A 25212-nucleotide genomic window follows, 5' to 3' on the forward strand; every position below is an offset into this window, starting at 1 on the left:
CCATAACTTTTTATTACATGAATAATAAACGATTTCCTTCAATTTACAAATTGAATGTAAAAAAGAACCTTGCATAGCAAGGCTCTTTTAGTGTCTGACTTAAATAATTGTTCTTCTGGGAACTAAATCGAATTAAGCTTCGATTTCTGTAACCATACCTGAACCAACAGTACGTCCACCCTCACGGATAGAGAATGTAGTACCTTGTTCTACGGCGATTGGGTGGATCAACTCAACGTCGATTGTCACGTTATCACCTGGCATTACCATTTCAGTACCTGCTGGAAGTTCGATTGAACCTGTAACGTCAGTAGTACGGAAGTAGAATTGTGGGCGGTAGTTGTTGAAGAATGGAGTGTGACGTCCACCTTCTTCTTTAGTAAGGATATAAACTTCACCTTTGAATTTAGTGTGTGGGTTGATTGAACCTGGTTTAGCGATAACTTGTCCACGTTCGATTTCGTCACGTTGAACACCACGAAGAAGGATACCTACGTTGTCCCCTGCAAGACCTTCGTCAAGTTGTTTACGGAACATTTCAACACCAGTAACAACAGCTTTTTTAGTTTCTTCTTTGATACCAACGATTTCGATTTCGTCGTTGACACGAACAGTACCACGGTCGATACGTCCTGAAGCAACTGTACCACGTCCAGTGATTGAGAATACGTCCTCGACTGGAAGAAGCAATGGTTTGTCAGTGTCGCGTTCTGGTTCTGGGATGTACTCATCAACAGTGTTCATCAATTCCATGATGATGTCTTCGTATTTAGAGTCACCTTCAAGAGCTTTAAGAGCTGAACCTTGGATAACTGGAAGATCGTCACCTGGGAAGTCGTATTCTGAAAGAAGGTCACGGATTTCCATTTCAACCAATTCAAGCAATTCTTCGTCGTCAACCAAGTCGATCTTGTTCATGAAGACGATCAAGTGTTTAACACCAACCTGACGTGAAAGAAGGATGTGCTCACGAGTTTGTGGCATTGGTCCGTCAGTTGAAGCTACTACAAGGATAGCTCCGTCCATTTGAGCGGCACCAGTGATCATGTTTTTAACATAGTCCGCGTGTCCTGGAGCGTCGATGTGGGCATAGTGACGTTTTTCAGTTTCGTACTCAACGTGCGCAGTGTTGATAGTGATACCGCGTTCGCGTTCTTCTGGAGCAGCATCGATAGACGCATAGTCTTTAGGTTGGTTAACTGATGAAGGCAAGCGACGTGCCAAAACAGTTGTGATTGCTGCAGTTAGGGTAGTTTTACCGTGGTCAACGTGTCCAATTGTACCAATGTTAACGTGCGGTTTACTACGATCGTATTTTTCTTTTGCCATTTGAGTAAAAGCCTCCAATAAAATATATTTTATAGATAGACAGTAGGCAATACAGTCTAACTTTCCTTACTATTTTATCAAATTTCAGCTAAATTGCAAGTGTTTTACAAAGTTTTTGTTAATTATTCTTAATCTTACTTCTGCTACTCTATACTATAACTAAAATTATTCAACAAACTAGTCAATTATAACAAAAAAAGAACCAGATTAAACTGATTCTTTACTGGACATTATGGTGCTCAACGTCCTTTACTTCCTTATGATTTTCATACAGGCGAACCAAGAATTTGATAATTTCTTTTAAGATCGAGTAGGTAGGAACAGCAACAATCATACCAATTACACCGTAGATATTACTAGAAAGGAGCAACAAAACTAAAATAGTAATAGGATGAACCTTCATCACACCACCAACAATACGTGGATACAGAATATTCCCATCAACCTGCTGAATAATCAACATGTAGATCACTGCAATAACCATTTTTTGAGGATCTGTGAATAGATTTGACAGTATCATAGGAATCAAACCAATACTTGGTCCAACATAAGGGATTAAATTTGCAAAAGCAGAGAAAATCGCAAAGACTAGAGCATATTTTATACCAATCACACTGTATCCAACAAAGGCCAAACATCCAATAATAACTGCATCAATCGAAACACCGCTAATATAACGTGATATTGTGGTGTTCAAATTTTTCAATAAACCAGTAATGTTTAGTCTATCATTTTTCAAAATGCTTCTTTCCAACATTGGTAAGAATTTATGGCCGTCTAACAGGAAGTAAACCAGGAAGACCGGTGTCATGATAATGATTAAAACAGTTGTCACAAGAGCAGAAAGGACACTTCCTACACTATTTGTCACACTATTTAAGATATTCTGTAAAATATCAACATAAGATAAATTCAGTTGTTGAATGGTTTTTTGAACATCTAGATTTTGAAATGCAGGATATTTAGATAATTCTATGACTAAATTTTGAATACGGCTATAGATGTCTTGACTCGAACTAATCAAACTACTCAACTGATTAATCAAAATAGGCAAGAGATAGACAATTCCAATCACAATCAAACAGATTAAGGCACATAGAGTTAATAAAACCCCAATGATACGATTAAGCTTTAACTTCTTCTCTAAAATATTGACGATAGGATTTGTTAAATAATACAAAAAACTACCTAGTAAGAATGGAATCATAATCGTATTTACTACGCTAACAAAGGGTGTGATAATGGCACCCATTTGTCTCCAAAGATAAAAAATTAAGGTTAATAGTAGTATTTCAGTAGTCCAGAAGAATAATTTATTTCTTCGAAACATAGGCCACCTCCTCTTCTCCCTATTTTACCATATTTCAAAAAAGATTGTTAACCTTCATCAAAAAATCAAGATTATTTTTTTCCTTTATGATAGAATAAGTTTACTATGAAGAAAATAATTTTTACCTTATTGACAATATTTTTATTTGGTTCTGTTAATCCTGTATTGGCTCAAGATTTCGATGTTGCAGCAAAGCACGTCATTGCCATTGAAGCAAATACTGGAAAGATTTTATACGAAAAAGATGCTACTCAGCCAGTGGAAATTGCTTCTATCAGTAAACTGATTACAGTTTACTTAGTATATGAGGCCATTGAGCAAGGAAAAATTAGCCTAACTACTCCTGTAGAAATCTCAGATTATTCCTACCAATTAACAACTAATTCTGAAGCTAGTAATGTACCTCTAGATGCCCGTAACTACACTGTGGAAGAATTGCTAGACGCGACCCTCGTTTCTAGTGCCAACAGTGCTGCTATTGCTCTTGCTGAAAAGGTTGCTGGCTCTGAAAAAGATTTCGTTGACATGATGAAGGCTAAACTTCAGGAATGGGGAATTCAAGATGCCACTCTTGTTAACTCTACAGGCCTTAATAATGAAACCCTTGGTGACAATATCTATCCCGGATCAAAAAAAGATGATGAGAATAAGCTAAGCGCTTATGATGTCGCGATTGTTGCCCGTAATCTGATTCTCAAATATCCGCAAGTCTTGGAAATTACCAAGAAACCAAGTTCCACATTTGCAGGAATGACCATTACTTCTACCAACTACATGTTGGAAGATATGCCTGCTTACCGTGGTGGTATCGACGGACTGAAAACTGGTACGACCGATAAAGCTGGTGAATCCTTTGTTGGTACTACAGTTGAAAAAGGAATGAGAATAATTACGGTTGTCCTTAACGCTAATACACAAGCTGGAAACCCATACTCTCGTTTCACTGCTACTTCCAATCTCTTAGACTATATTTCCTCAAATTTTGCACTTCAAACTATTATTAAACAGGGAGAAAGTTACCAAGATAGTAAGGCACCTGTTCAAGATGGGAAGGAAGATACAGTTACTGCTGTCGCAAAAGAAGATATTCAAATTGTTCAACGCCTAGGTAGCCGTATCCAATCATCCATTACATACTCCGCGAATAGTCAACAAGCCGCTCCACTTGAAGCTGGAACCGTTGTTGGCCGTTTAACCTATGATGATAAGGACCTAGTTGGACAAGGCTACGTTACTTCAGATAGACCGTCCTTTGATATGGTTGCAGAGAAAAATGTCGAAAAAGCCTTTTTCCTTAAAATTTGGTGGAATAATTTTGTTCGATATGTTAACGAAAAATTATAAAGAAAAATCGCGATTTCTCGCGATTTTTTTATTCTTTCTCCTTAAGAGATGAGTGTTGATAACCATACGTAAAGTAAATGACCAAACCAATGATTAAGGCAACACCAAATGCCAGCCAAGTTTCTCGACTATATTGCAACATAAAGGAAACACAAATCAGGATAGATAGAATAGGCAAGAGGGGAACGAGAGGTGTTTTAAACTCTCCTTCCTTAGGCATTCCCTTATCTTTTCTAAGTTTTATTATACCAAAAGCAAGTAAAATCAGATAAGCTAGAGTACAGATATTAAGGAAAGCTGCAATACTTGCAAGAGGGAAAATACCTGCCGCAATCGCTGAAACTACACCTGTTAAGATGGTAGCATTCTTTGGAATACGACTTTTCTGGCTGATTTTCTTGAAACTCTCAGGCAAGAGGCCATCCCTTGCTAAGCTATAAATCATACGAGACAAAGCATAAGTCATGGAAATACATACAGTTATCAATGTAAAAATAGCAACGAGTGACACATAGTTGGCAGCCCAACCAATACCGATACTTCTCAAAGAATAGGCTACTGCATCGTCAACATTGAGTTTGCTATAATGAACAATACCAGTCAACACTAATGTTACTAAAGCATAAAGAATGGTTACAATGGTAAGAGATAAAACAATACCACGAGGAACGTTCTTTTGTGGATTTTGAATTTCGTCAACTGCCATGGAAATAGATTCAAACCCCAGAAATCCGAAAAACATGAGTGATGCTCCTGCCATAATTCCTGTGCTTCCACCGTATACTTGACCAAAACCAAAGGGGGCAAAATTGTTCCAATTCTCAGGTTTGATATACCAGATACCCACTAGGATAAATAAAGCAAGGGCAGAGAATTTTAAAATAACTAAAATAGAATTAAAGCGAAGGGCAGCTTTCGAATTTAAAAGTACAAGTCCTGTCACTAATACCAATACTAGTATGGGCAAGAGATCGATATAAGTTCCCTGTTCTGGATTAAAGGTTCCATTTAAGGCTTGAGGCATTGATATTCCAAAGTTACTTAGCAAGCCTTTAAAATATGCTGCCCAACCCGAAGCAACACCAGAAACAGCTGTCATGAATTCCATAATTGTGAGCCACCCAGCTATCCAAGCTGGAAATTCACCCAAAATTGCGTATAAGTAACTATAAGCTCCACCAGTTGCCGGAACACGTGATGCAAACTCAGCAAAAAAGAGAGCTGAAAGTGACACACATAGAGCAGAAATTACTATTGAAACTACCAAGGATGGGCCAGCCAGAGTTGCTGCTGCAGTTCCAGTGATGGTAAAGATTCCTGTACCAACCATGGCACCAATTCCCAAGAGAATTAAATCCCATAATTTCAAATGACGATGCATTTCAGTCTTGCCCAGACTAACATCTTTTGTCCTAAAAATATTCATATTCATCCCCCATTTACTGATTTTTGTATTATTCTACCATATATCGTTTCAAATGTGAATATTTATAAACTAAAATTTTTAAAAAAACAGAACAAATGTAACATTCGTTCTGTCTTTGTTCATATAATCTAGCCAACTGACCCTTCCATTTCGTAGCTAATCAAACGGTTAAGCTCAACTGCATACTCCATTGGTAGTTCTTTGGTGAAGGGCTCTACAAATCCCATGACAATCATCTCAGTTGCTTCAGATTCTGACAGACCACGACTCATAAGGTAATAGAGTTGTTCTTCTGAAATCTTAGACACCTTGGCTTCGTGCTCAAGCGCAACTTGCGAGTTGTGGATTTCATTAAATGGAATGGTATCTGATGCTGACAAGTCATCCATGATGATGGTATCACACTCGATGTGAGAAACAGATTTCTTAGAGTTCTTGTTGAAGGTTACTTGTCCACGGTAGTCAACCTTACCTCCGCCTTTGGCAATAGACTTAGACACGATAGACGAGCTTGTATGTGGAGCATTGTGAATCATCTTAGCACCAGTGTCCTGATGCTGTCCAGCATTGGCAAAGGCGATAGAAAGCATGGTACCACGCGCTCCTTCTCCATCTAAGTATACAGATGGATATTTCATAGTCGTTTTGGCACCCAAGTTCCCATCAATCCACTCAACAGTAGCATCTTTTTGAGCCTTAGCACGTTTTGTAACCAAGTTATAGACGTTATCAGACCAGTTTTGGATGGTTGTATAACGCATATAAGCTCCATCCAAAGCGAAAATTTCTACAATGGCGGCGTGCAAGCTGTTGCTTGAATATGTTGGCGCTGTACATCCTTCTACATAGTGGACACTTGCTCCCTCATCAACGATGATTAAGGTACGTTCAAACTGTCCAGTATTTTCGTTATTGATACGGAAATAAGTTTGAAGTGGAATATCTACCTTGACTCCTTTAGGAACATAAATGAAGGTTCCGCCAGACCATACTGCTGAGTTGAGGGCAGCCAACTTGTTATCTGTCGGCGGTACTAACTTCGCAAAGTATTGCTTAAACAAGTCTGGGTATTCCTTGAGGGCAGAATCTGTATCTGTAAAGATAATTCCTAACTTCTCAAATTCTTCCTTCATGTTATGGTAAACCACTTCTGACTCATACTGGGCAGAAGCTCCAGCTAGATAGGCACGCTCAGCTTCAGGAATCCCGATTCGTTCAAAGGTTTCTTTGATTTTTTCAGGAACATCATCCCAAGAACGGGCTGGTTTATCAGATGGTTTTTGGTAGTAGATCAAGTCATCAAAGTCAATCTCTGACAAGTCTGCTCCCCAAGTTTGCATGGGCATTTTTTTGAAGGTTTCATAAGATTTCAAACGGAATTCTAACATCCACTCAGGCTCACCCTTAGCAGCGGATAATTCACGAATAACCTCTTCGTTCAATCCTTTACCTGTTGATAAGATTGGTTCCACATCATCATGGAAACCAAATTTATATTCACCAAGATCGATTGGTTTTGGTTCTACTCTTTCTTCAGCCATAATATCCTTTCTTTCATTATATGTTTCTATGTTTATTATTTATCTTCTTGATTTTCAATTGTTTTCTTAAGGGCATTCCAAGCTAGGGTTGCACACTTGATTCGCTGAGGGAATTTAGCAACACCTGACAAGAATGCTGCGTCGCCGAGACTGTCTTGTCTGTCATCTTTTTGACCTTGGACCATTTCTGAAAAAATAGTTGCTAATTCTAATATCTCTTGCTTTGTCTTACCTAAAACTGCATCCGTCATCATACTAGCAGAGGCAGTTGAGATGGTACAGCCAGAGTTTAGAAAAGCGATATCTTCCAAACGATCGTCAGAACCAAACTTGACAGAGAGATTGATAACATCACCACAGGTAGGATTGTTGAGACTGATTTGTTCAGCATCTTCTAACTTCCCTTGATGATGAGGATTTTTTGAATGGTCCGCTACCACCGCCATATAGAGGCTATCTAGTTTAGAAAGTGCCATTGAAAAACTCCTTTGTCTTTTGTAAAGCATCGACCAGCTTTTCGCAATCTGCCTTGGTGTTGTAGATATAAAAACTTGCACGAGCTGTTGCTGGGACTTCCAAATACTGAAGCAAGGGTTGCGCACAATGGTGACCAGCACGAACTGCTACTCCTTCATAATCTAGAGCCGTCGCTAGGTCGTGAGGATGAAGGGCACCTAGGTTAAAGGCAATGACACCTGAACGTTGAGCCAAATCTTGCGAACCGTAAATGGTCAAACCTTCAATTGCCTGCAATTTTGGAAAGACGTATGCAATCAATTCCTGTTCATGGGCTTCGATGACGTCCATGCCAATTTTTTCAAGATAATCCACGGCAGCTGCAAGTCCAATAGCACCAGCCATATTGGGAGTTCCAGCCTCGAATTTCCAAGGTAACTCCTTCCAGCTAGCAGATTGCTCATAGACGAAATCAATCATCTCGCCACCGAACTCAACAGGCGACATTTGCTCCAGATATTTTTCTTTACCGTAAAGAACACCAATACCAGTTGGACCAGCCATTTTGTGACCTGAAAAGGCAAAGAAGTCCACATCCAAATCCTGTACATCAATCTTCATATGAGGCGTGGACTGAGCACCATCCACCACCATAATAGCTCCAACTTGGTGAGCCATTTGTGTGATTTCTTTGATAGGATTAACCACTCCAAGAACGTTTGATGCGTGAGCTAGTGAAACAAATTTAACTTTGTCAGTCAATTTAGTACGCAAGTCACCCATATCCAGAGCTCCATCTTTGAGATAGACATAAACAAGCTCTGCCCCAGTCTTTCGGCAAGCTTCCTGCCATGGAATAATATTGGAATGGTGTTCCATGACTGAAATCAAGACCTGATCTCCCTCAGTCAAGATTTCCTCAGCGAAACGTGCCACCCAGTTGAGACTAGTCGTAGTTCCTCTAGTGAAGAGTACTTCCTTTGTCGAACCTGCGTTGATAAACTTACCAATGGTTTCACGAGCAGCTTCATAAGATGCTGTCGCACGCTCTGCCAAGGTGTGAACCCCTCGGTGAACATTTGCATTATCCTGTTCATAGTAGCGGTTAATGGCTTCCAGAACAGCTAGTGGTTTTTGTGTCGTCGCAGCATTATCCAAATAAACCAGAGGTTCGTCATTAACAATCTGATCTAAAATTGGAAAATCCTTGCGAATCACTTCTGCATCTAACATAGGCTTCCCCTTAGCGTTTTGACAATTTTTCTTCGATCGTCGCAATCATTTCATCACGAACTTCCTTGACAGGGATCTCAACGATAACGGAACCAAGGAAACCACGAACAACCAAACGTTCTGCAGTGGCTTTGTCCAAGCCACGGCTCATGAGGTAGTACATGTCTTCTGGATCAACTTGTCCAATAGAAGCCGCGTGACCTGCAGTGACATCATTTTCATCAATCAAAAGAATTGGGTTAGCATCTGAACGCGCTTGGTCAGAAAGCATAAGAACACGGCTTTCTTGTTGGGCATCTGCTCCCTTAGCACCCTTGATGATGTGGCCAATACCATTGAAGGTCAAAGTTGCTTTTTCAAGAATTACTCCATGTTGAAGGATATTACCAATAGAGTTGCAACCATAGTTAGTTACTCGAGTATCAATCCCTTGCACCTGACGACCACTTGAAAGAGCTACGACCTTAAGGTCTGCATGGCTACCATTTCCAAGTAGGTCACTATCAAAGTCTGCAACAACATTTCCTTCGTTCATAACACCGATAGCCCAGTCAATACTTGCATCGTTACCTAATTTACCTCGGCGGCTAATGTAGGCAGTGACATTCTCACCAAGACGATCAATTGCAGCAAATTTCACTTGAGCACCAGAACGGGCAATCACTTCTACAGTGATATTAGCTGTTGCCTTTGCACTGCTCTCACCGCGTGATTCTAAACGTTCAAGGTAGCTGATTTTAGAGTTTTTACCAGCGATTATCAGAATATGCTTGTTAAATGGCACATCACTATCGCTGTCTTGGCAGAAAATCCCTTCAATTGGCTCAGCAATCTCAACATTATCAGGAATGTAGAGAACAGCTCCACTGTTAAAGTAAGCAGTGTGATAAGCTGCCAACTTGTCATCATCGTATTTTACTGATGACATGAAAAATTCTTCTACGAGTTCTGGAATTTCTTCTAAAGCTGAATGAAAGTCTGTAAAGATCACACCCTGTTCAGTCAACTCAACTGGAATTTGCTCAAAGACTGTTTGAGTACCTAATTGTACCAATTTCAACTGATTGTCAATAGCTGTAAAATCTGGAACATTTGCTGTTGGTTCATTCTCCGTAATCGTTCCATCACCCAGGTTCCAACGGTGAAATTTCACACGTTCAATGACTGGTAAATCCAAACTCTCAATTTTATCAAAAGCTTTTAGACGGAGGTCTGACAACCAGCTTGGTTCAGCGTGCATTTCTGAAAAAAGTTTAATAGTTTCTTTAGTCATTTACTTCTCCTAAAAGATACGAGGGAATTACAATTCTTCCTTGTAGTCATAGCCAAGTTCTTCAGCTAATTTTGCGTATCCTTCACGTTCCAAACGTGCCGCCAATTCTGGACCACCAGAAAGAACAACACGACCTTCCATCATAACGTGTACCACGTCTGGTGTGATATAGTTCAAAAGACGTTGGTAGTGAGTAATGATCATAGCGCCAAAACCTTCACCACGCATAGCATTCACACCTTTAGAGACAACTTTAAGGGCATCAATATCAAGACCGGAGTCAATCTCATCCAAAAGGGCAAATGTTGGTTCTAACATCAAGAGTTGAAGAATTTCGTTGCGTTTCTTCTCACCACCAGAGAAACCTTCATTGAGGTAACGCTCAGCCATTTCTTCTTTCATGTTAAGCAATTCCATTTTCTCATCCAGTTTAGTGATGAAATCGCGCACTGAAATCTTTTCATCGTCTTCTTTACCAGCATTCATAGCTGCACGAAGGAATTCTGCATTGGTAATTCCAGGAATTTCTGATGGGTATTGCATAGCTAGGAAAAGCCCCATACGAGCACGTTCATCGACTTCCAACTCAAGGATATTTACGCCATCAAACAATACTTCACCTTTTGTAACTTCATAGTTAGGGTTTCCCATAATGGCTGCTGAAAGAGTTGATTTACCAGTACCATTTGGTCCCATGATAGCTGCAATCTCTCCTGTTTTAAGGGTTAAATTAACCCCCTTCAAAATTTCCTTACCTTCAATTTCAACATGAAGATCTTTAATCTCAATTACTGACATCTTAATTCCTTTCTTAATGTATGTATACTCTTACTAGTATAGCAAAAAAAAGCCTGAAAGGCTTTTATTTTGTCTAGAAGCTAGGGCTTACTTCCTCCCTTTAAAATGGTCCTCTATGGCACTTACAATTTTTCCCATAATGTAGGAGACACGAAAATTCCTCAGGATTAAAACAGCCCAGAGAAAGGCCATGACATAGCGCTGAGACATGATTGCTTCATTGAAATAATAGGTCTCAGCCGCTGTAAAAAAGGCCATGATAATAAATTGTTGTCTGTTCATATTAACGATACATTCTCTTTAGTCTTCTGTTATAGTCACTTTATCTGCTAAGAATTCAAATCCTTGAGGCATAATAGACTCTTCTGCTTCTTCTTTAACAGCCTGACCTTGGGAAGATTTAGTTTTGGCAGAAAAATCTGCACGAACTTCTAGCCATTCTTCCTGTGAAATAGCTAAAATTTCTGGAGAAAAGCCAGCTGCTTGACTAAGAATATTGCCAAACATTAGATTCAAGTTATCTCGTTTCATGGTTTGGCCGGCATTGAAGTTTGATTCAAAGGCGAGAATAGCATGATGTTCATTGGCTGCTACAGGATTTGAACCAGCTAAAAGTGCCTTGTCTGGTCCCGATAGACTTTCAATAACTTCGCCCCAGGCATTCTGAAGACGAATTAAGTTTTGACGGGCTAAATCTGGATTTTCTACTGCTTCTTGAAGAATTGAGTGAACCTTGTTACGGTCAACCCGATAAACGGATTTATTGTTCGAAGGACGACTTACCACAGGTGCAGTTGGCTTAGGATTAGACCCAGCACTTGCAAGAGCCTGTTTGAGGCGTGCCACTTCATCCCTTAGTGAAGCTAATTCATCAGCTACTTGACCTGATAAAGCTGGTTTAACTTCAAGTTCTGCTAGGCGAATGGTCATCATTTCAGCATAAATCTTGGGTTGTAAACTTGCCTTTATATCTGATAAACTTTTAGTCGCAATACTAATCATCTCAAACAACATATCCTGAGACAGGCTTAAGTTTTCCTTGAAAATCTCGCTATAATGGGTATTTTCACCGCCAGTTTGGACAATCAAGATATCACGTAAATACTGCAACAAATCTGTCACAAAACGTGTCATACTCTTTCCATTATCAAAGATAAGATTGAGATTATCTAAAGCACTAGTTGTATCTTTTTGAGCCAAAGCAGCCACGTAATGATCCAAGGCAGCAAGACTAATAGTCCCCGTAATTTCCTCAGAAACAGCTGTTGTTAGAGCCCCTTCTTGAGTTAAACTCAAGGCTTGATCTAAGATGGATAAAGCATCTCGCATCCCGCCCTCAGCCCGTCTAGCAATAATTTCGACAGCTTCATTCTCGTAATCAATCCCTTCCTTATCTAAAATCTGGAAGATATGATCTCGAATATCTTGAGTCTTAATGGACTTAAACTCAAAGCGTTGAACCCGTGACAAAATAGTAGCAGGAATTTTATGAAGCTCTGTCGTAGCAAGGATAAAGACTACATTTGGAGTTGGTTCTTCTAAAGTTTTTAAAAGGGCATTGAAAGCACCTGTCGAGAGCATGTGAACCTCATCAATGATATAGACCTTATAGTGGGCTACACTTGGAGCATAGGTTGACTTATCACGGATGTCACGAATTTCATCGACTCCATTATTTGAAGCGGCATCCATTTCAATAACATCTTCCAAACTACCATCAGTCACAGCCTGACAAATATAACAGTTGTTACATGGTTCCCCAGCTACTTGATTAGGACAGTTCATGGCCTTAGCAAAAATCTTAGCCACACTAGTCTTACCAGTTCCACGAGGACCTGAAAAGAGATAGGCGTGGCTTATTTTTTCCTGTTCAACAGCATGTTTGAGAGTTTTGGCAACCACTTCCTGACCAACTAACTGTGAAAAGGTTTGGCTTCTATATTTTCGATAAAGGGCCTGATACATTATACATTCTCCTCAAACATTGAAAAATCCCATTTAGTTTTCTCTAACAAAATAACAAGAAACTCTTCTAGAAATTTTCTGTCAATTTCATCATAATCATCCACTCTTGATGAATCCAAATCTAAAACTCCTAGCAACTTGTTATTTTTTACAATTGGTAGGACAATTTCACTTCTGGCACTACTATCACAGGAAATGTAATTAGGGTAAGATTTTACATCCCCAACAATGACTGTTTGAAGACTAGCTGCAGATTCTCCACAGACACCTTTTCCAAGAGCGATTCTGACACAAGAAACTCCGCCTTGAAAGGGACCCAAGATTAACTCAGTCCCATCAAACAAGTAGAAACCTACAAAGACAGTATTGGGAAAAGTTGATTTTAGTAAGGCACTTGCATTTGATAGATTGGCTAAAACATTTGGCTCTCCTTCTAAGAGAAAAGAGAGCTGCTCATTGACGGTTTTATAAAGTGATTCTTTTTCTGAATATAACATAAGTCCATTATATCAAAAAATACTAGTAGAAAAAAGAAAAATCCCTTGTTTTAAAAACAAAGGATTTTGTTTAAATTCGAATGAATTAAAGTTCGATGTCTCCGAACAAGTCAGCCATTGAGAATCCTGTTTGAGTTTCAGGAAGTTCAAAGTCACGTTTTTCTTGACGTTTTGGACGACGTGGACGAGGAGCGCGTTTTTCTTCTTTTTGTCCTTCTTCTTGAGCTGGACGTTCTTCAAGAGCTTTAATAGAAAGTGATACACGTTCTGAATCAGCGTTAACATCAAGGACTTTAACAGTAACTTCTTGACCAACAGTAAGAGCTTCTTTTGGATTTTCAATACGTTTGTGTGAAATTTGTGATACGTGAACAAGTCCATCGATACCTGGCAATACTTCAACAAATGCACCGAAGTCAGTCAAACGTTTAACTGTTCCTTCTACAACATCACCTTTAGCCAATTTTTGCTCAACGCCATCCCATGGTCCAGGTGTTGTAGCTTTAAGTGAAAGTGACACACGTCCTTCTTCTTCGTTAAGATCGAGGATTTTCACTTCTACTTCTTCACCAACAGTTACAACTGATTTTGGTGAAACGTTGCGTTCATGTGACAATTCAGTCAAGTGAACCAATCCATCAACACCACCAAGGTCGATAAATGCACCGAAGCTTGTGATACGTGCAACTTTACCAGTTACAACATCACCAACAGCTAATTTACCAAATACTTCAGCACGAGCTGCTGCTGTAGCTGCTTCAACAACTTCACGACGTGAAAGGATGAAGCGGTTTTCTTTAGCATCAACTTCTTTGATTTTAGCTTCAAATTCTTGGCCTACAAAACGCTCAGTGTTACGTACGAAACGAGTGTCTAACATTGAAGCTGGGATAAATCCACGTACACCTTCAAATTCTACTGAAAGTCCACCTTTAACAGCGCGAGTTCCTTTAACTGTAACAACTTCGTCTTCGCGTCCTACAAGTTTGTCCCATGCTTTGCGAGCTTCAAGGCGTTTTTTAGATACAAGGTATGTTACTGTATCAGTATCTTTACCAACTACTTGACGAAGTACAAGAACATCCAATACTTCACCTACTTTTACAAAGTCATTGATATCTGCATCGCGATCGTTTGTCAATTCGCGAAGAGTCAAGACACCTTCAACACCAGTTCCAGAGATTGCAACGTTAGCTTGAGTAGCATCTACTGTCAATACTTCAGCACTAACAACATCACCAGGTTCAACTTGGCTAACGCTATTTAGCAAATCTTCAAATTCGTTCATCTAAAAAATCCTCCAACAATCAAGCCTTTCTAGAGCTTGACATACTTATAATTTTTTTCCTAAGCACCCGCAAGGACATGTTTATATCGTTCACGTCTTTCAATTATAAAAATAAAATACCCTAAGATATTTTCCCTTTAATCTTGAATTTATTACCTAAGAACTGGGGTAGCTGGATTCGAACCAACGCATGAGGGAGTCAAAGTCCCTTGCCTTACCGCTTGGCTATACCCCAATAGTGATATGGAGAGAGAGGGATTCGAACCCCCGAACCCGAAGGAGCGGATTTACAGTCCGCCGCGTTTAGCCTCTTCGCTATCTCTCCGACAATCAACAAAGTTTATTATATCATGAAAATTTACAAAAAACAAGCACTATTTTGCTAAATTGTAGTTTTCAATCAATACTTCAACAGCTTGGTCAAGTTTCTTGTAGAAAGCGTCCACATTCCCATTCTTGATGATGGCAAATTGGTTGTCTAATTCGGCAATTTCACCAATAGTCTTTTTCCCAATAGTTAACGTGTAGCCATCATATTTTTCTTTCCCAACTAATACCGTTGCATCTGATAATTGAATTTCAATTTTTTTATCTTTTTTACTCATTCTACACCTCTTTTCATGGTTTCTATTTTACAAGAAATTCCCCAAACTAGCAAGAAAAAACTCCATATCAGCCGTTACAACTGCTATAGAGTTTCTTGTACTTTTAGTCTTTTAGTCAACTTTTACAATCCATCCTTCTGGTGCTTCAACGTCACCAAATTGGATACCTGTCAATTCATCGTATAATCTACGAGTTACTGGTCCGACTTCTGTCTCACTGTAAAAGACATGAAGTTTATCTCCGTGCTGGATTCCCCCAATAGGTGAGATTACTGCTGCTGTTCCACAGGCACCTGCTTCTACAAATCGATCAAGGCTGTCAATTGGCACATCTCCCTCAACAGGTGTCATTCCCAAACGATGCTCTGCCAAGTAAAGCAATGAGTACTTGGTAATAGATGGCAAGATCGATGGACTCAATGGCGTTACAAACTCATTATCAGCTGTAATCCCAAAGAAATTTGCTGACCCGACCTCTTCTATCTTGGTGTGGGTTGATGGGTCAAGATAAATAACGTCTGAGAAATGACGGGATTTAGCCATTTTTCCTGGCAAAAGACTAGCTGCATAGTTCCCACCGACCTTGGCAGCTCCTGTTCCATGTGGCGCAGCACGGTCATACTCGTCTTGAATCAAGAAGTTGGTTGGAACCAAGCCACCTTTGAAGTAATTTCCAACCGGCATGGCAAAGATGGTAAAGATATACTCTTCTGCTGGTTTTACCCCAATGATATCTCCCACACCAATCAAAAGTGGACGAAGATAAAGGGTTCCACCAGTTCCGTAAGGTGGTACGTATTCTTCATTAGCTCGAACTACTGACTTACAAGCCTCTACAAACATATCCGTTGGAACTTGAGGCATTAAAAGACGATCACAGGTGCGTTGCAGACGCTTAGCATTTTCATCTGGACGGAAGAGTTGAATACTGCCATCCTTTGTACGATAGGCTTTCAATCCTTCAAATGCTTGTTGTCCATAGTGAAGACTTGGAGATGATTCTGAGATATGCAAGGTCGCATCTTCTGTTAATTCTCCTTGAGTCCATTGTCCATCTTTAAAATAAGCGATATAACGATAAGGTAGTTTCATATAGGAAAAACCGAGATTTTCCCAATCGATCATAACTGTCATGATAATCTCCTTTATTCTAATCAGGCTTTGTGTTCTATTCTACACTATTCTCCTAAAAATTCAAGTATTATTTGTAATTTTCTGAAAATTTTACCAAAAAAGAAACCAGTCACTGGGACTGATCCTTTTCTTAGTTTTCCTTGTCGTCTTTAAAAACGTCTTTGAGGTAGGCATCGAAAACTTCCTCGTCTGAAATAGTATCTGAGATAAAGCTTCCATTACTTGTGCGCTCTGATAGATTTAAATCTTGCAGAATTGCTTCGTAAATCGTTCCATTATTTGATTGAACAACCAGAGTTTGTTCGCCATCTTCTACTTCTGTACTAAAAAGATCTCCGATAAATCCTTGTTCTGAGACAGCACCGGCCAAGAAGACACGATGTGGTTTGCTCTTCAATTCTCTCAGAACTTGAAGACCTCGCTTAGCACGACTGGTTGCTGGAATTTCCTCTGTTGATACACGTTTCAAGCTTCCACGCTGCGTTAACAGATAGAAGGATGAAGTATTGCAGATAAAGGCAGCTTGAAGCTCATCATCTGCTTTCAGATTCATAGCTTTAACACCTGCAGCCTTGGCTCCAACAACTGGAACCTCTTCGATATTGAAGCGAAGGGCATATCCATTTTTACTAATCAACAAAACATCATCAAGTTTGATTGGTGCAACAGCTATAATCTGGTCACTATCATCTTTCAACTTGGCATATTTGACCGATTTAGAACGATAGGTTCTCCAAGGAGAGAATTCTTTTCGTTCAACCCGTTTGATTTGACCAAGGCGAGTTGCTGCAAAGTAGGTTGTCGCATCATCAAACTGATCCACGACATCTACATATAGAACTTCTTCATTGGTTTCAAAGTTTGTAATAGACTGGCTTAGATGCTCTCCGATATCCTTCCAACGAATATCTGCCAACTCATGGATTGGTCTATAAATGACATTTCCAAGTGTTGTAAAGATTAAGAGATGCTGGGTAGTTTTAACAGATTGGACAAATAGCAATCGGTCATCATCCCTTTTACCAATTTCCTCTAAGGTTGAAGCTGAGAAAGAACGAGGACTGGTACGTTTGATATAGCCTGCCTTAGTCACGCTGACGTATGTATCTTCCTCAGCTATAAGACTGGCTGTATCAATCTCAATCACTTTTGCTGTATCTTCTAAAGTACTCAAACGAGGTGTCGCAAACTTCTTCTTGACCTCACGAAGTTCTTTCTTCATGAGATTATACATAGTACGTTCGTCACCGATGATGGCTGCCAGCATAGCAATCTTTTCGCGAAGTTCTGCTTCTTCTTCCTGCAAGACAACCACGTCTGTATTGGTCAAACGATACAATTGCAAGGTAACAATAGCCTCAGCCTGTTCTTCTGTAAAATCATAGCTGACCTTGAGGTTTTCCTTAGCGTCAGCCTTGTTCTCAGAAGCACGGATAAGGGCAATAACTTCATCCAGGATAGAGATGACACGAATCAAACCTTCCACTATATGGAGACGTTTTTCAGCCTTTTCCTTGTCAAAGCGAGAACGCGCCAAGATCACTTCACGACGGTGGGCAATATAGCTAGACAAGATTGGTACAATCCCCACCTGACGAGGGGTGAAATTGTCAATCGCCACCATGTTGAAGTTGTAGTTGATTTGCAAGTCAGTATACTTGAAAAGATAGTTGAGAACAAGCTCAGTGTTTGCATCTTTCTTTAGCTCGATAGCGATACGAAGACCATCACGGTCAGACTCGTCACGAACCTCAGCAATGCCTGCCACCTTGTTATTGACACGAACTTCATCAATTTTCTTGACCAAGTTAGCCTTATTAATCTCATAGGGAATCTCCGTGATAACGATTTGCTCCTTACCACCTTTCAGTTTCTCGATTTCAGTCTTAGAACGAACAACCACGCGCCCTTTACCAGTTTCATAGGCCTTTTTGATTTCGTCTCGTCCTTGAATAATGGCTCCTGTAGGGAAGTCTGGTCCAGGCAAGAATTCCATCAACTTATCTACCTTGGCAGTTGGGTGATCAATCATGTAGACTGTCGCATCGATGACCTCAGCCAAATTATGCGGTGGAATATCTGTGGCATAACCAGCTGAAATCCCAGTTGAACCATTGACTAAGAGGTTTGGAAAGGCTGCTGGCAAGACAGTCGGCTCTTTCTCGGTATCGTCAAAGTTCCAAGCAAAGGGAACTGTCTTTTTATCGATATCTTGAAGGAGATAGCCTGCAATCTCAGACAAACGCGCCTCTGTATAACGCATAGCCGCAGGCGGATCTCCGTCCATAGAACCGTTATTACCGTGCATTTCAACTAGAATCTCACGATTTTTCCAGTCCTGAGACATACGAACCATAGCATCATAGATAGAAGAGTCACCGTGTGGGTGGAAATTCCCCATGATGTTACCGACAGACTTGGCAGACTTACGGTAGCTCTTGTCAAAAGTATTACCATCCTTATTCATTGAATAAAGAATACGGCGTTGAACCGGCTTCAATCCATCACGAATATCTGGCAAAGCCCGGTCTTGAATGATGTATTTGGAGTAGCGACCAAAGCGCTCTCCCATGATGTCCTCCAAGGACATATTTTGGATATTACTCATATAAGATACAAAGGGACGTTTCGGCTTGCCAAAAATTTCTGTAGAAAAATAGGAAATCGATGCAGGGTTCGTTAAACCCAAGGAGATTTATCTTTTTTCCTAAGAAATTAGTCCCGTGTTCAGTTACTAGTAAGTAACCAAACTATCCTTTCTGTAGTTTAAAATACGTTTTAAAAGATGCGTCAGGAGTTTTCACACTGTATTTAGGGCGTGTTAAACTCCTTTCAAAGAATGTAGAGTAGATTTTTTGTGGAAAAGGAATTCAGTTACTATAAGTAACTAAACGATCCTTTCTGTAGTTTAGTAGTTTTAATTTGTGTTCTTTAGTTACTTAGTGTTTTGAAGTTTTTCCTCAACATAGTCAATCATCTTCTCAGCCACGTCCTTCTTGTAGTCAAAGCCCATCTTGTTAGCAAGGGATTGAGCTTCGTGGTGGAAAAGCTGCATCGTAGCAAACAATGACTGAGTAAGTTTCTCTATACTTGAAAAATCAAGCAGATTTGAGAATTCCTTCTTTTTCTCTGTAGGTAAATACTGGAAAAGATACTTAGAGTTCTTACCGATATCGACTGTTCCCCTATCACTTGCGACCTGCCAAGCCAAGATCTTCAGGAGTTCTTGTTGACAAATACCGTAGAAGTGGTCAGTGGCATAGAGTAGTTGCTTGCGACAGATTCCCTTGACTACGTAGGCTGACACCCACCAAAATTCATTGCAGGCTTTTTCAAAATCTATCGCACTAGCTGGGCTTGTCCAGTAGCGCCGAGGATTTGGAGAGTAAGGTGCAAACAAGCCCTTAGGGTCCTCTAGCACCGTGAAATCCGCTTCGCTTTCTACCCACTCCTTGATATACTCTTTAGGACATAAAGTCAAATCAATGCGATTGCCATCTTCAAAAAGCATCAGATAAAGTCGACGGTTGCCAAGGATATTATGTTGCTCAATCATACGTGCGCCAAAGGAATCCAACCAAGCAAGGTCGCTCGTCAGATTAGTCAAATCATCTACAATATAGACCACATCATAATCTTGAAATTCGTCTTTTGGAGCCTCTGGATTTGTCCGTGAACCAGACAAGGCGATAGCATCGACTTTAAGAGTTTTTGCGGTTTGTAAAATTAAATCTAGCATTTCGGGTTCAGTTCTCATAGGAATACCTGCCTTTTTAGTGAAAACTCTTGATTCTGTATAGGACATGTCTATAAAGGGGACTTGGCTTATCTCACAACTCCTCAGCTTTATATAGACTATATCCTTCATAGTAGTAACTATGGTCTACACCCTTCATGTAGAGGTCACGGTTATCAACATCATTAGTGAGGGCTTGCTTGAGGACATGCTTGTTTCTGTATCTCGAATGGGGTGTGCTCCATATCTAGGAGGTAATCTTCCTTGTCCACTTGAGACCAGTCCACGACTTGCCCCAGCTCAGCCTTGAGTAGGTGATCCAGCCAAAGCCTCATGCTTCTGCCATTCCCCTCGCGGAAAAGATGGGCAATATTTAGCTCCACATACTTTTCGACAATCTGATTAAAGGTCCGCTGAGGCATTCGGTCAATATTTTCCAAGGAAGCTGCCAGATACATGACAGGCACAAAGCGAAAATTCCCTTTGGCGAGATTGACTGTCCAAATCTGACCAGCGAAGTCATAGATTTCTTCAAACAAGAATCCATGAATAAAGGCTAGAGTGGCATAGATGCTAGCTGCTTTATCGTTCAGAAGCTGCTTTTCAAAAAGTCTTTTAGCTCGTTTTTTGCTGATTATTTCTTCCACCTTAGCAGGTTCAAGCGAATCCGTCAGACCCAGTTTATTGTCAAGAGTCATAAATACGGCTCCTTTCATTTAGATAGATTTTCTAAGCCCTGTTCCCACAGGTTTAAAACCTACTGTCTGATAAAATCCATCCGCTTCTGATATTAATTCAATGCGAGTCAAAGGATGTTTTTGATGAATTTCAGCGACCAATCGCCGTCCCAATCCTTTTCCGCGATAGGCTTTATCAATGATAATCTCAGCTAAAAAGGTCGTCATGACTTCATCTGTCAAGTAGCGGGCAAAACCAAGAATTTTGTGGTTCTCTTCAACTACCACGTAATGAGACAGATTTGTTGAAAATAGTGATGTCACTTTTTCCTCTGTAAAAGACATCCATTTTTCATTTTGATAAAGGGCGTAAATAGCTTGAAAATCATTTGTGCTTGCAGGTCTGATTATCATTTTCTACTCCTTTCAAATCCGATGCGACTACTAACAATTTTTCATCTCAAATTTAGTCATATTCTAGTTACTCTCCGTCGCTTCTTCTTTCACCTTCTTAGCTGGTTTGCGTTTTTTATAACGGCTGCGGATAGTGTTGAGGTGGTCAGTCGCATAGACCAGTTGATTTCTTCGAATGCCCTTGACGACATAAGTCGATACCCACCAAAATTCATTGCAGGATGCTGCAAATTCCTCTTCGGAGGCGGAGCGATCCAGTAGCGCTTCGAATTAGGCAGATAGGTTTCAAACAAACCCTTCTCATCTACTAAAACTCTGAATCCTGCCTCACTATCCACCCATTCGTTGATGTGATCTTTAGGACAGAGGGTTAGATCAATGCGATTCTCATCTTCGAAAAGCATGAGGTAGAGACGACGGTTGCCTAGGATATTATGTTGCTCAATGTTACGTGTGCTAAACTGGTTCAACCAAGCAAGATCTCTTATTAGAGTGTCTAAATCATCCACAACATAAACCACATCGTAGTCTTGAAATTCATCTTTTTGAACTTGGTCATTAGTTCTAGAACCTGATAAAGCCACAGCCTCGACTTTTAGAATTTTTGCAGTTTGTAAAATTAAATCAAGCATTTCGGGTTCAGTTCTCATGTGATTCACTCTCAGTTACCTCTGGATTCTGAATAACATCATCTTCTTTTCTTTGCTTAAGAAGCTTCTGAACCCTTTTTCTTTCAAGTTCACCTATTATAAATTGAATAATCGAACTGATGCCAAAAAGTGGTAGTAAAAACAGAATCCCCATTTCTTCAGTCAGCATTAAAAATAGGAAATTAATAACCGAAAATATTGCTAAAAACCAGGCATTAAGTCTAAGAATTTTTGAGTAACTACTATGATAATGCTTGAGATGTTTCGTGCTTTTATAAACGCCTGTGAAACCAAAAGCTAAGCTAGCTGGTGTGAAAATAAAGATATCAAAAGTATAGAATAGCAAGCCTGCATAAGGATTGGATCTTAAAGGATTATCAAATAAAAAGACACAGGCGGTTACTATGGTTAATAGTAAGAATTCAAGAAAGCGACTTTTCTCAGGTTTACCTTGTTTAGCAGTTAGAAACATAACTGCGCCTATGACTAAAACTATCACAAGAAAAGGAGTATGAAACAATAGACTTATCATGATTTATACCTCTTTTAGAGAGTTAAGATTATTAAGAAGGAAGACTTACTTAAAACACAGTCGCTTCTTCCAACGTAAACTTGACATTATCTTCGATCCACTTACGACGTGGTTCAACCTTATCACCCATGAGGACATTGACACGACGTTCTGCGCGTGCTAAGTCTTCAATCGTAACACGGATGAGGGTACGAGTTTCTGGGTTCATGGTTGTTTCCCAAAGTTGATCGGCATTCATCTCACCAAGCCCCTTGTAGCGTTGGAGGGTAGCTCCTTTGCCAAACTGCTTACGGAGTTCTTCCAGTTCTCCGTCTGTCCAAGCATAAGCCACTTCTTCTTTCTTGCCTTTACCTTTGGACATCTTGTAAAGAGGCGGAAGGGCGATATAGACATGTCCTGCCTCGACTAGTGGACGCATGTAGCGATAAAAGAAGGTTAAGAGAAGGGTTTGAATGTGGGCACCATCGGTGTCTGCATCGGTCATGATAATGATCTTGTCATAGTTAGCATCTTCAAGGGAGAAATCTGCCCCAACACCAGCACCGATGGTATAAATCATGGTGTTGATTTCTTCATTTTTCAGGATATCTGCCATCTTGGCCTTTGCTGTATTGATCACCTTACCACGAAGAGGCAAAATAGCCTGAAACTTGCGGTCACGACCTTGTTTGGCAGAGCCACCGGCAGAGTCCCCCTCGACTAGGTAGAGTTCATTCTTAGCTGGATTTTTAGACTGAGCTGGCGTTAATTTACCAGAAAGTAATCCCTTGTCTTTCTTATTCTTTTTGCCATTTCGGCTCTCGTCACGCGCTTTACGTGCTGCTTCACGGGCATCACGAGCCTTGATAGCCTTGCGAATAAGATTTGAAGCTAATTCTCCATTTTCCATTAGGAAGAAGGTTAACTTATCAGCCACAATCCCATCTACAACGGGACGAGCAAGTGGACTTCCTAGTTTATCCTTAGTCTGTCCTTCAAACTGAAGGTGTTCTTCCGGAACAAGGATGGAAAGAACTGCCGCTAATCCTTCACGGTAATCTGACCCTTCAAGATTTTTATCTTTTTCTTTGAGAAGGCCAGTTTTTCGCGCATAGTCATTCATGACTTTGGTAATGGCAGACTTGAGTCCTGTCTCATGCGTTCCACCGTCTTTGGTACGGACGTTATTAACAAAGGACAAGATGTTATCTGAAAATCCATCATTGTACTGGAGAGCTACTTCTACTTGGAAACCATTGTCTTCGCCTTCAAAGTATAGGACAGGCGTCAAGGTTTCCTTGTCTTCATTGAGGTAAGAAACAAAGTCTTGTACCCCATTCTCATAATGGAATTCAATTGCTTCGTCTGTTCGCTTATCCGTTAATGACAAGGTTACATTCTTCAAGAGAAAGGCTGACTCATTGAGACGCTCTGAAATGGTATGGTACTTAAAGTCTGTCGTGGAAAAGATACTAGCATCCGGCATGAAGGTCACTTTGGTACCTGTTTTAGACTTAGGTGCCGTTCCAACCTTTTCAAGAGTTGTTACTGGCTTCCCACCATTTTCAAAGCGTTGTTTGTAAACAGCCCCATCACGTGTAATTTCTACTTCGAGCCAACTAGAGAGGGCATTGACGACAGAAGATCCAACCCCGTGGAGACCTCCTGATGTCTTATAACCACCCTGACCGAATTTCCCTCCGGCGTGAAGGATGGTAAAGATAACCTCAACCGTTGGAATTCCCATAGCGTGCATTCCAGTCGGCATTCCACGTCCGTGGTCTTGAACCGTTAAACTTCCGTCTTTATTAATGGTTACATCAATACGATCGCCAAAACCAGACAGGGCTTCATCGACCGCATTATCGACAATTTCCCAAACAAGATGATGTAGTCCAGCACCGTCAGTCGATCCGATATACATACCTGGACGTTTCCGAACCGCATCCAACCCTTCTAGCACCTGAATGGCATCATCATTATAATTGTTAATATTGATTTCCTTTTTTGACACAAGGAACCTCCTATTTGTTCATCTTTACTATTTTACAGGTTTTCTAGGGATTTTGCAAAATTTTCAAGTTAAAAAGCCTATTCACAAGTACTTTTTAGTAAAAAAAGCACTCATTTCCACCCTAAAAAAAGAAACCAAGACGCGAGTCTCAGTTTTCTTTTCCTTTAACTTGGCTTGTTGCTATATCTTCACCAAACCATTTTTGGCTAATTTCTTGGAATTTACCTTCTTGATAGAGTTCTACAAAAGCTTGATTCAAATTTGCTAACAAGGTCTTATCTGCTGGTCTTACTCCAACTGCAAAAGACTCACTCTCAAAACCAGCAGGAAAAATCTCATACTGGTCTAAAATTCCTTCAGTTTCAAGATAATAATTGGCGTAAACACGGTCAATTAAAAGGGCATCAATCCGATCATTTTGCAAGTCAATCAAGGCTTCGTTAAAACTCTGATATTGGTTGGCTTTTTGATCTTTTACGATATTCTTTAAGAGTTCTGGTTGGGCTTCGAAATCTATATAACCAGAAGATCCTGCCTGGGCACCCAAAACCTTGCCTGTCATATCAGACACTGATTGTATATTCTGAGATTTCTTAGAAACGAGAACCTGCTGATTTTCCATGTAAGGAATGGTAAAGGCAACCTTTTCACGGCGCTCATCTGTCGCAGAATAACCATTCCAAATAGCATCGATGGTCCCATTTTGAAGCTCTGTTTCCTTCATATCCCAATCAATTGGTTGAAACTGAACTTTAATTCCAAGTTTCTCAGAGACAGCTTGAGCTAAATCAATATCAAATCCAGCATATTGCCCATTCTTTTCTTCAAACCCCATAGGAACAAAGGTATTGTCAAATCCAATAGTAATACTTCCTTGTTTTTGGTATTTATCCCAATTATCAACTTTTGGATCACTAGCTTTTTGCGTACATCCTACCAGGAAAAAAGAAAGAAAGATTGCCAAAACAAGACTGATTTTCTTTAGATTCAT

21 protein-coding genes, 2 tRNA genes and 2 pseudogenes are annotated in these 25212 nt (G+C 40.1%); 1 reads left to right on the top strand and 24 read right to left on the bottom strand.

Annotated features, from left to right (window positions below; all coding sequences use genetic code 11):
- Positions 1 to 132 precede the first annotated feature (132 nt).
- On the bottom strand, positions 133 to 1329 hold the full coding sequence (gene tuf, locus QM941_RS04685) for an elongation factor Tu (RefSeq protein ID WP_075567734.1): 1197 nt from the start codon (positions 1327 to 1329) through the stop codon (positions 133 to 135).
- 220 nt (positions 1330 to 1549) lie between these two features.
- Positions 1550 to 2659, bottom strand: a complete 1110-nt coding sequence (locus tag QM941_RS04690) for an AI-2E family transporter (protein ID WP_414339320.1) — start codon at positions 2657 to 2659, stop codon at positions 1550 to 1552.
- A gap of 105 nt (positions 2660 to 2764) precedes the next feature.
- Here QM941_RS04690 and pbp3 point away from each other — a divergent pair, with 105 nt between their 5' ends.
- The gene (gene pbp3, locus QM941_RS04695; protein ID WP_414339321.1) at positions 2765 to 4003 is read left to right on the top strand and encodes a D-alanyl-D-alanine carboxypeptidase PBP3; all 1239 of its coding nucleotides are present in this window, start codon (positions 2765 to 2767) and stop codon (positions 4001 to 4003) included.
- A gap of 28 nt (positions 4004 to 4031) precedes the next feature.
- Here the strand turns inward: pbp3 and QM941_RS04700 are convergent, their stop codons facing one another.
- From QM941_RS04700 to QM941_RS04805, 22 genes and pseudogenes are all read right to left on the bottom strand, one after another.
- Positions 4032 to 5429: an APC family permease gene (locus QM941_RS04700; protein WP_414339323.1), complete on the bottom strand. Its 1398-nt coding sequence runs from the start codon at positions 5427 to 5429 to the stop codon at positions 4032 to 4034.
- Between the two features lie 128 nt (positions 5430 to 5557).
- Positions 5558 to 6970 carry a Fe-S cluster assembly protein SufB gene (gene sufB, locus QM941_RS04705; RefSeq protein ID WP_414339324.1) on the bottom strand — a complete coding sequence of 471 codons (1413 nt, stop codon included), beginning with the start codon at positions 6968 to 6970 and terminating at the stop codon, positions 5558 to 5560.
- Between the two features lie 35 nt (positions 6971 to 7005).
- Positions 7006 to 7446, bottom strand: coding sequence for a Fe-S cluster assembly sulfur transfer protein SufU (gene sufU, locus QM941_RS04710; RefSeq protein ID WP_414339326.1), 441 nt, complete (start codon positions 7444 to 7446; stop codon positions 7006 to 7008).
- Positions 7433 to 8659: a cysteine desulfurase gene (locus QM941_RS04715; RefSeq protein WP_414339328.1), complete on the bottom strand. Its 1227-nt coding sequence runs from the start codon at positions 8657 to 8659 to the stop codon at positions 7433 to 7435. Before QM941_RS04715 ends, sufU begins: the two co-directional genes overlap by 14 nt.
- A 10-nt stretch (positions 8660 to 8669) precedes the next feature.
- Positions 8670 to 9932 carry a Fe-S cluster assembly protein SufD gene (gene sufD, locus QM941_RS04720; RefSeq protein WP_414339330.1) on the bottom strand — a complete coding sequence of 421 codons (1263 nt, stop codon included), beginning with the start codon at positions 9930 to 9932 and terminating at the stop codon, positions 8670 to 8672.
- 27 nt (positions 9933 to 9959) lie between these two features.
- Positions 9960 to 10730 carry a Fe-S cluster assembly ATPase SufC gene (gene sufC / locus QM941_RS04725; protein ID WP_414339332.1) on the bottom strand — a complete coding sequence of 257 codons (771 nt, stop codon included), beginning with the start codon at positions 10728 to 10730 and terminating at the stop codon, positions 9960 to 9962.
- An 87-nt stretch (positions 10731 to 10817) separates the two neighbouring features.
- A complete protein-coding gene (locus QM941_RS04730) occupies positions 10818 to 11012 on the bottom strand; it encodes a DUF3272 family protein (protein ID WP_414339333.1) in 195 nt (64 codons plus the stop codon).
- Positions 11013 to 11030: 18 nt separating this feature from the next.
- Complete coding sequence (gene dnaX / locus QM941_RS04735) at positions 11031 to 12695, bottom strand: DNA polymerase III subunit gamma/tau (protein WP_414339335.1); 1665 nt, start codon at positions 12693 to 12695, stop codon at positions 11031 to 11033.
- Positions 12695 to 13192, bottom strand: a complete 498-nt coding sequence (locus tag QM941_RS04740; protein ID WP_414339337.1) for a GAF domain-containing protein — start codon at positions 13190 to 13192, stop codon at positions 12695 to 12697. Before QM941_RS04740 ends, dnaX begins: the two co-directional genes overlap by 1 nt.
- An 85-nt stretch (positions 13193 to 13277) precedes the next feature.
- Positions 13278 to 14480, bottom strand: a complete 1203-nt coding sequence (gene rpsA / locus QM941_RS04745) for a 30S ribosomal protein S1 (protein ID WP_414339338.1) — start codon at positions 14478 to 14480, stop codon at positions 13278 to 13280.
- A 163-nt stretch (positions 14481 to 14643) separates the two neighbouring features.
- Positions 14644 to 14715, bottom strand: a tRNA-Gln gene (locus QM941_RS04750).
- A 9-nt stretch (positions 14716 to 14724) separates the two neighbouring features.
- Positions 14725 to 14805 (bottom strand) — tRNA-Tyr (locus tag QM941_RS04755).
- A 49-nt stretch (positions 14806 to 14854) separates the two neighbouring features.
- Positions 14855 to 15085: a DUF2969 domain-containing protein gene (locus QM941_RS04760; protein ID WP_414339339.1), complete on the bottom strand. Its 231-nt coding sequence runs from the start codon at positions 15083 to 15085 to the stop codon at positions 14855 to 14857.
- Positions 15086 to 15196: 111 nt separating this feature from the next.
- Positions 15197 to 16219 carry a branched-chain amino acid aminotransferase gene (locus QM941_RS04765; protein WP_414339340.1) on the bottom strand — a complete coding sequence of 341 codons (1023 nt, stop codon included), beginning with the start codon at positions 16217 to 16219 and terminating at the stop codon, positions 15197 to 15199.
- 130 nt (positions 16220 to 16349) lie between these two features.
- Positions 16350 to 18827, bottom strand: a complete 2478-nt coding sequence (parC, locus tag QM941_RS04770; RefSeq protein ID WP_414339341.1) for a DNA topoisomerase IV subunit A — start codon at positions 18825 to 18827, stop codon at positions 16350 to 16352.
- A 327-nt stretch (positions 18828 to 19154) separates the two neighbouring features.
- Entirely contained in the window at positions 19155 to 19976 is an 822-nt protein-coding gene (locus QM941_RS04775) for an aminoglycoside 6-adenylyltransferase (RefSeq protein WP_414339342.1), read from the bottom strand.
- Positions 19977 to 20049: 73 nt separating this feature from the next.
- Positions 20050 to 20653, bottom strand: a pseudogene (fic, locus tag QM941_RS04780) (protein adenylyltransferase Fic).
- 18 nt (positions 20654 to 20671) lie between these two features.
- Entirely contained in the window at positions 20672 to 21046 is a 375-nt protein-coding gene (locus QM941_RS04785; RefSeq protein WP_414339343.1) for a GNAT family N-acetyltransferase, read from the bottom strand.
- A 63-nt stretch (positions 21047 to 21109) separates the two neighbouring features.
- Positions 21110 to 21696: pseudogene (locus tag QM941_RS04790) on the bottom strand (aminoglycoside 6-adenylyltransferase).
- On the bottom strand, positions 21686 to 22228 hold the full coding sequence (locus QM941_RS04795) for a hypothetical protein (RefSeq protein WP_414339345.1): 543 nt from the start codon (positions 22226 to 22228) through the stop codon (positions 21686 to 21688). The pseudogene QM941_RS04790 and the gene QM941_RS04795 overlap by 11 nt, the downstream one beginning before the upstream one ends.
- Positions 22229 to 22277: 49 nt before the next feature.
- Entirely contained in the window at positions 22278 to 24221 is a 1944-nt protein-coding gene (gene parE / locus QM941_RS04800) for a DNA topoisomerase IV subunit B (RefSeq protein ID WP_414339347.1), read from the bottom strand.
- Between the two features lie 148 nt (positions 24222 to 24369).
- Positions 24370 to 25212 carry an amino acid ABC transporter substrate-binding protein gene (locus QM941_RS04805; RefSeq protein WP_414339349.1) on the bottom strand — a complete coding sequence of 281 codons (843 nt, stop codon included), beginning with the start codon at positions 25210 to 25212 and terminating at the stop codon, positions 24370 to 24372.

The sequence above is a fragment of the Streptococcus timonensis genome, assembly GCF_047460355.1.
Classification (GTDB): Bacteria; Bacillota; Bacilli; order Lactobacillales; family Streptococcaceae; genus Streptococcus; species Streptococcus timonensis_A.

Coding starts and splice junctions, on each gene's coding strand:
- pbp3 (WP_414339321.1), top strand. CDS start 2,765: ATGAAGAAAATAATTTTTACCTTATTGACAATATTTTTATTTGGTTCT.
- QM941_RS04715 (WP_414339328.1), bottom strand. CDS start 8,659: ATGTTAGATGCAGAAGTGATTCGCAAGGATTTTCCAATTTTAGATCAG.
- QM941_RS04805 (WP_414339349.1), bottom strand. CDS start 25,212: ATGAATCTAAAGAAAATCAGTCTTGTTTTGGCAATCTTTCTTTCTTTT.
- rpsA (WP_414339338.1), bottom strand. CDS start 14,480: ATGAACGAATTTGAAGATTTGCTAAATAGCGTTAGCCAAGTTGAACCT.
- QM941_RS04730 (WP_414339333.1), bottom strand. CDS start 11,012: ATGAACAGACAACAATTTATTATCATGGCCTTTTTTACAGCGGCTGAG.
- QM941_RS04795 (WP_414339345.1), bottom strand. CDS start 22,228: ATGATAAGTCTATTGTTTCATACTCCTTTTCTTGTGATAGTTTTAGTC.
- sufD (WP_414339330.1), bottom strand. CDS start 9,932: ATGACTAAAGAAACTATTAAACTTTTTTCAGAAATGCACGCTGAACCA.
- QM941_RS04765 (WP_414339340.1), bottom strand. CDS start 16,219: ATGACAGTTATGATCGATTGGGAAAATCTCGGTTTTTCCTATATGAAA.
- sufU (WP_414339326.1), bottom strand. CDS start 7,446: ATGGCACTTTCTAAACTAGATAGCCTCTATATGGCGGTGGTAGCGGAC.
- QM941_RS04760 (WP_414339339.1), bottom strand. CDS start 15,085: ATGAGTAAAAAAGATAAAAAAATTGAAATTCAATTATCAGATGCAACG.
- dnaX (WP_414339335.1), bottom strand. CDS start 12,695: ATGTATCAGGCCCTTTATCGAAAATATAGAAGCCAAACCTTTTCACAG.
- QM941_RS04690 (WP_414339320.1), bottom strand. CDS start 2,659: ATGTTTCGAAGAAATAAATTATTCTTCTGGACTACTGAAATACTACTA.
- QM941_RS04785 (WP_414339343.1), bottom strand. CDS start 21,046: ATGATAATCAGACCTGCAAGCACAAATGATTTTCAAGCTATTTACGCC.
- QM941_RS04740 (WP_414339337.1), bottom strand. CDS start 13,192: ATGTTATATTCAGAAAAAGAATCACTTTATAAAACCGTCAATGAGCAG.
- QM941_RS04775 (WP_414339342.1), bottom strand. CDS start 19,976: ATGAGAACTGAACCCGAAATGCTAGATTTAATTTTACAAACCGCAAAA.
- tuf (WP_075567734.1), bottom strand. CDS start 1,329: ATGGCAAAAGAAAAATACGATCGTAGTAAACCGCACGTTAACATTGGT.
- parC (WP_414339341.1), bottom strand. CDS start 18,827: ATGAGTAATATCCAAAATATGTCCTTGGAGGACATCATGGGAGAGCGC.
- sufC (WP_414339332.1), bottom strand. CDS start 10,730: ATGTCAGTAATTGAGATTAAAGATCTTCATGTTGAAATTGAAGGTAAG.
- sufB (WP_414339324.1), bottom strand. CDS start 6,970: ATGGCTGAAGAAAGAGTAGAACCAAAACCAATCGATCTTGGTGAATAT.
- QM941_RS04700 (WP_414339323.1), bottom strand. CDS start 5,429: ATGAATATTTTTAGGACAAAAGATGTTAGTCTGGGCAAGACTGAAATG.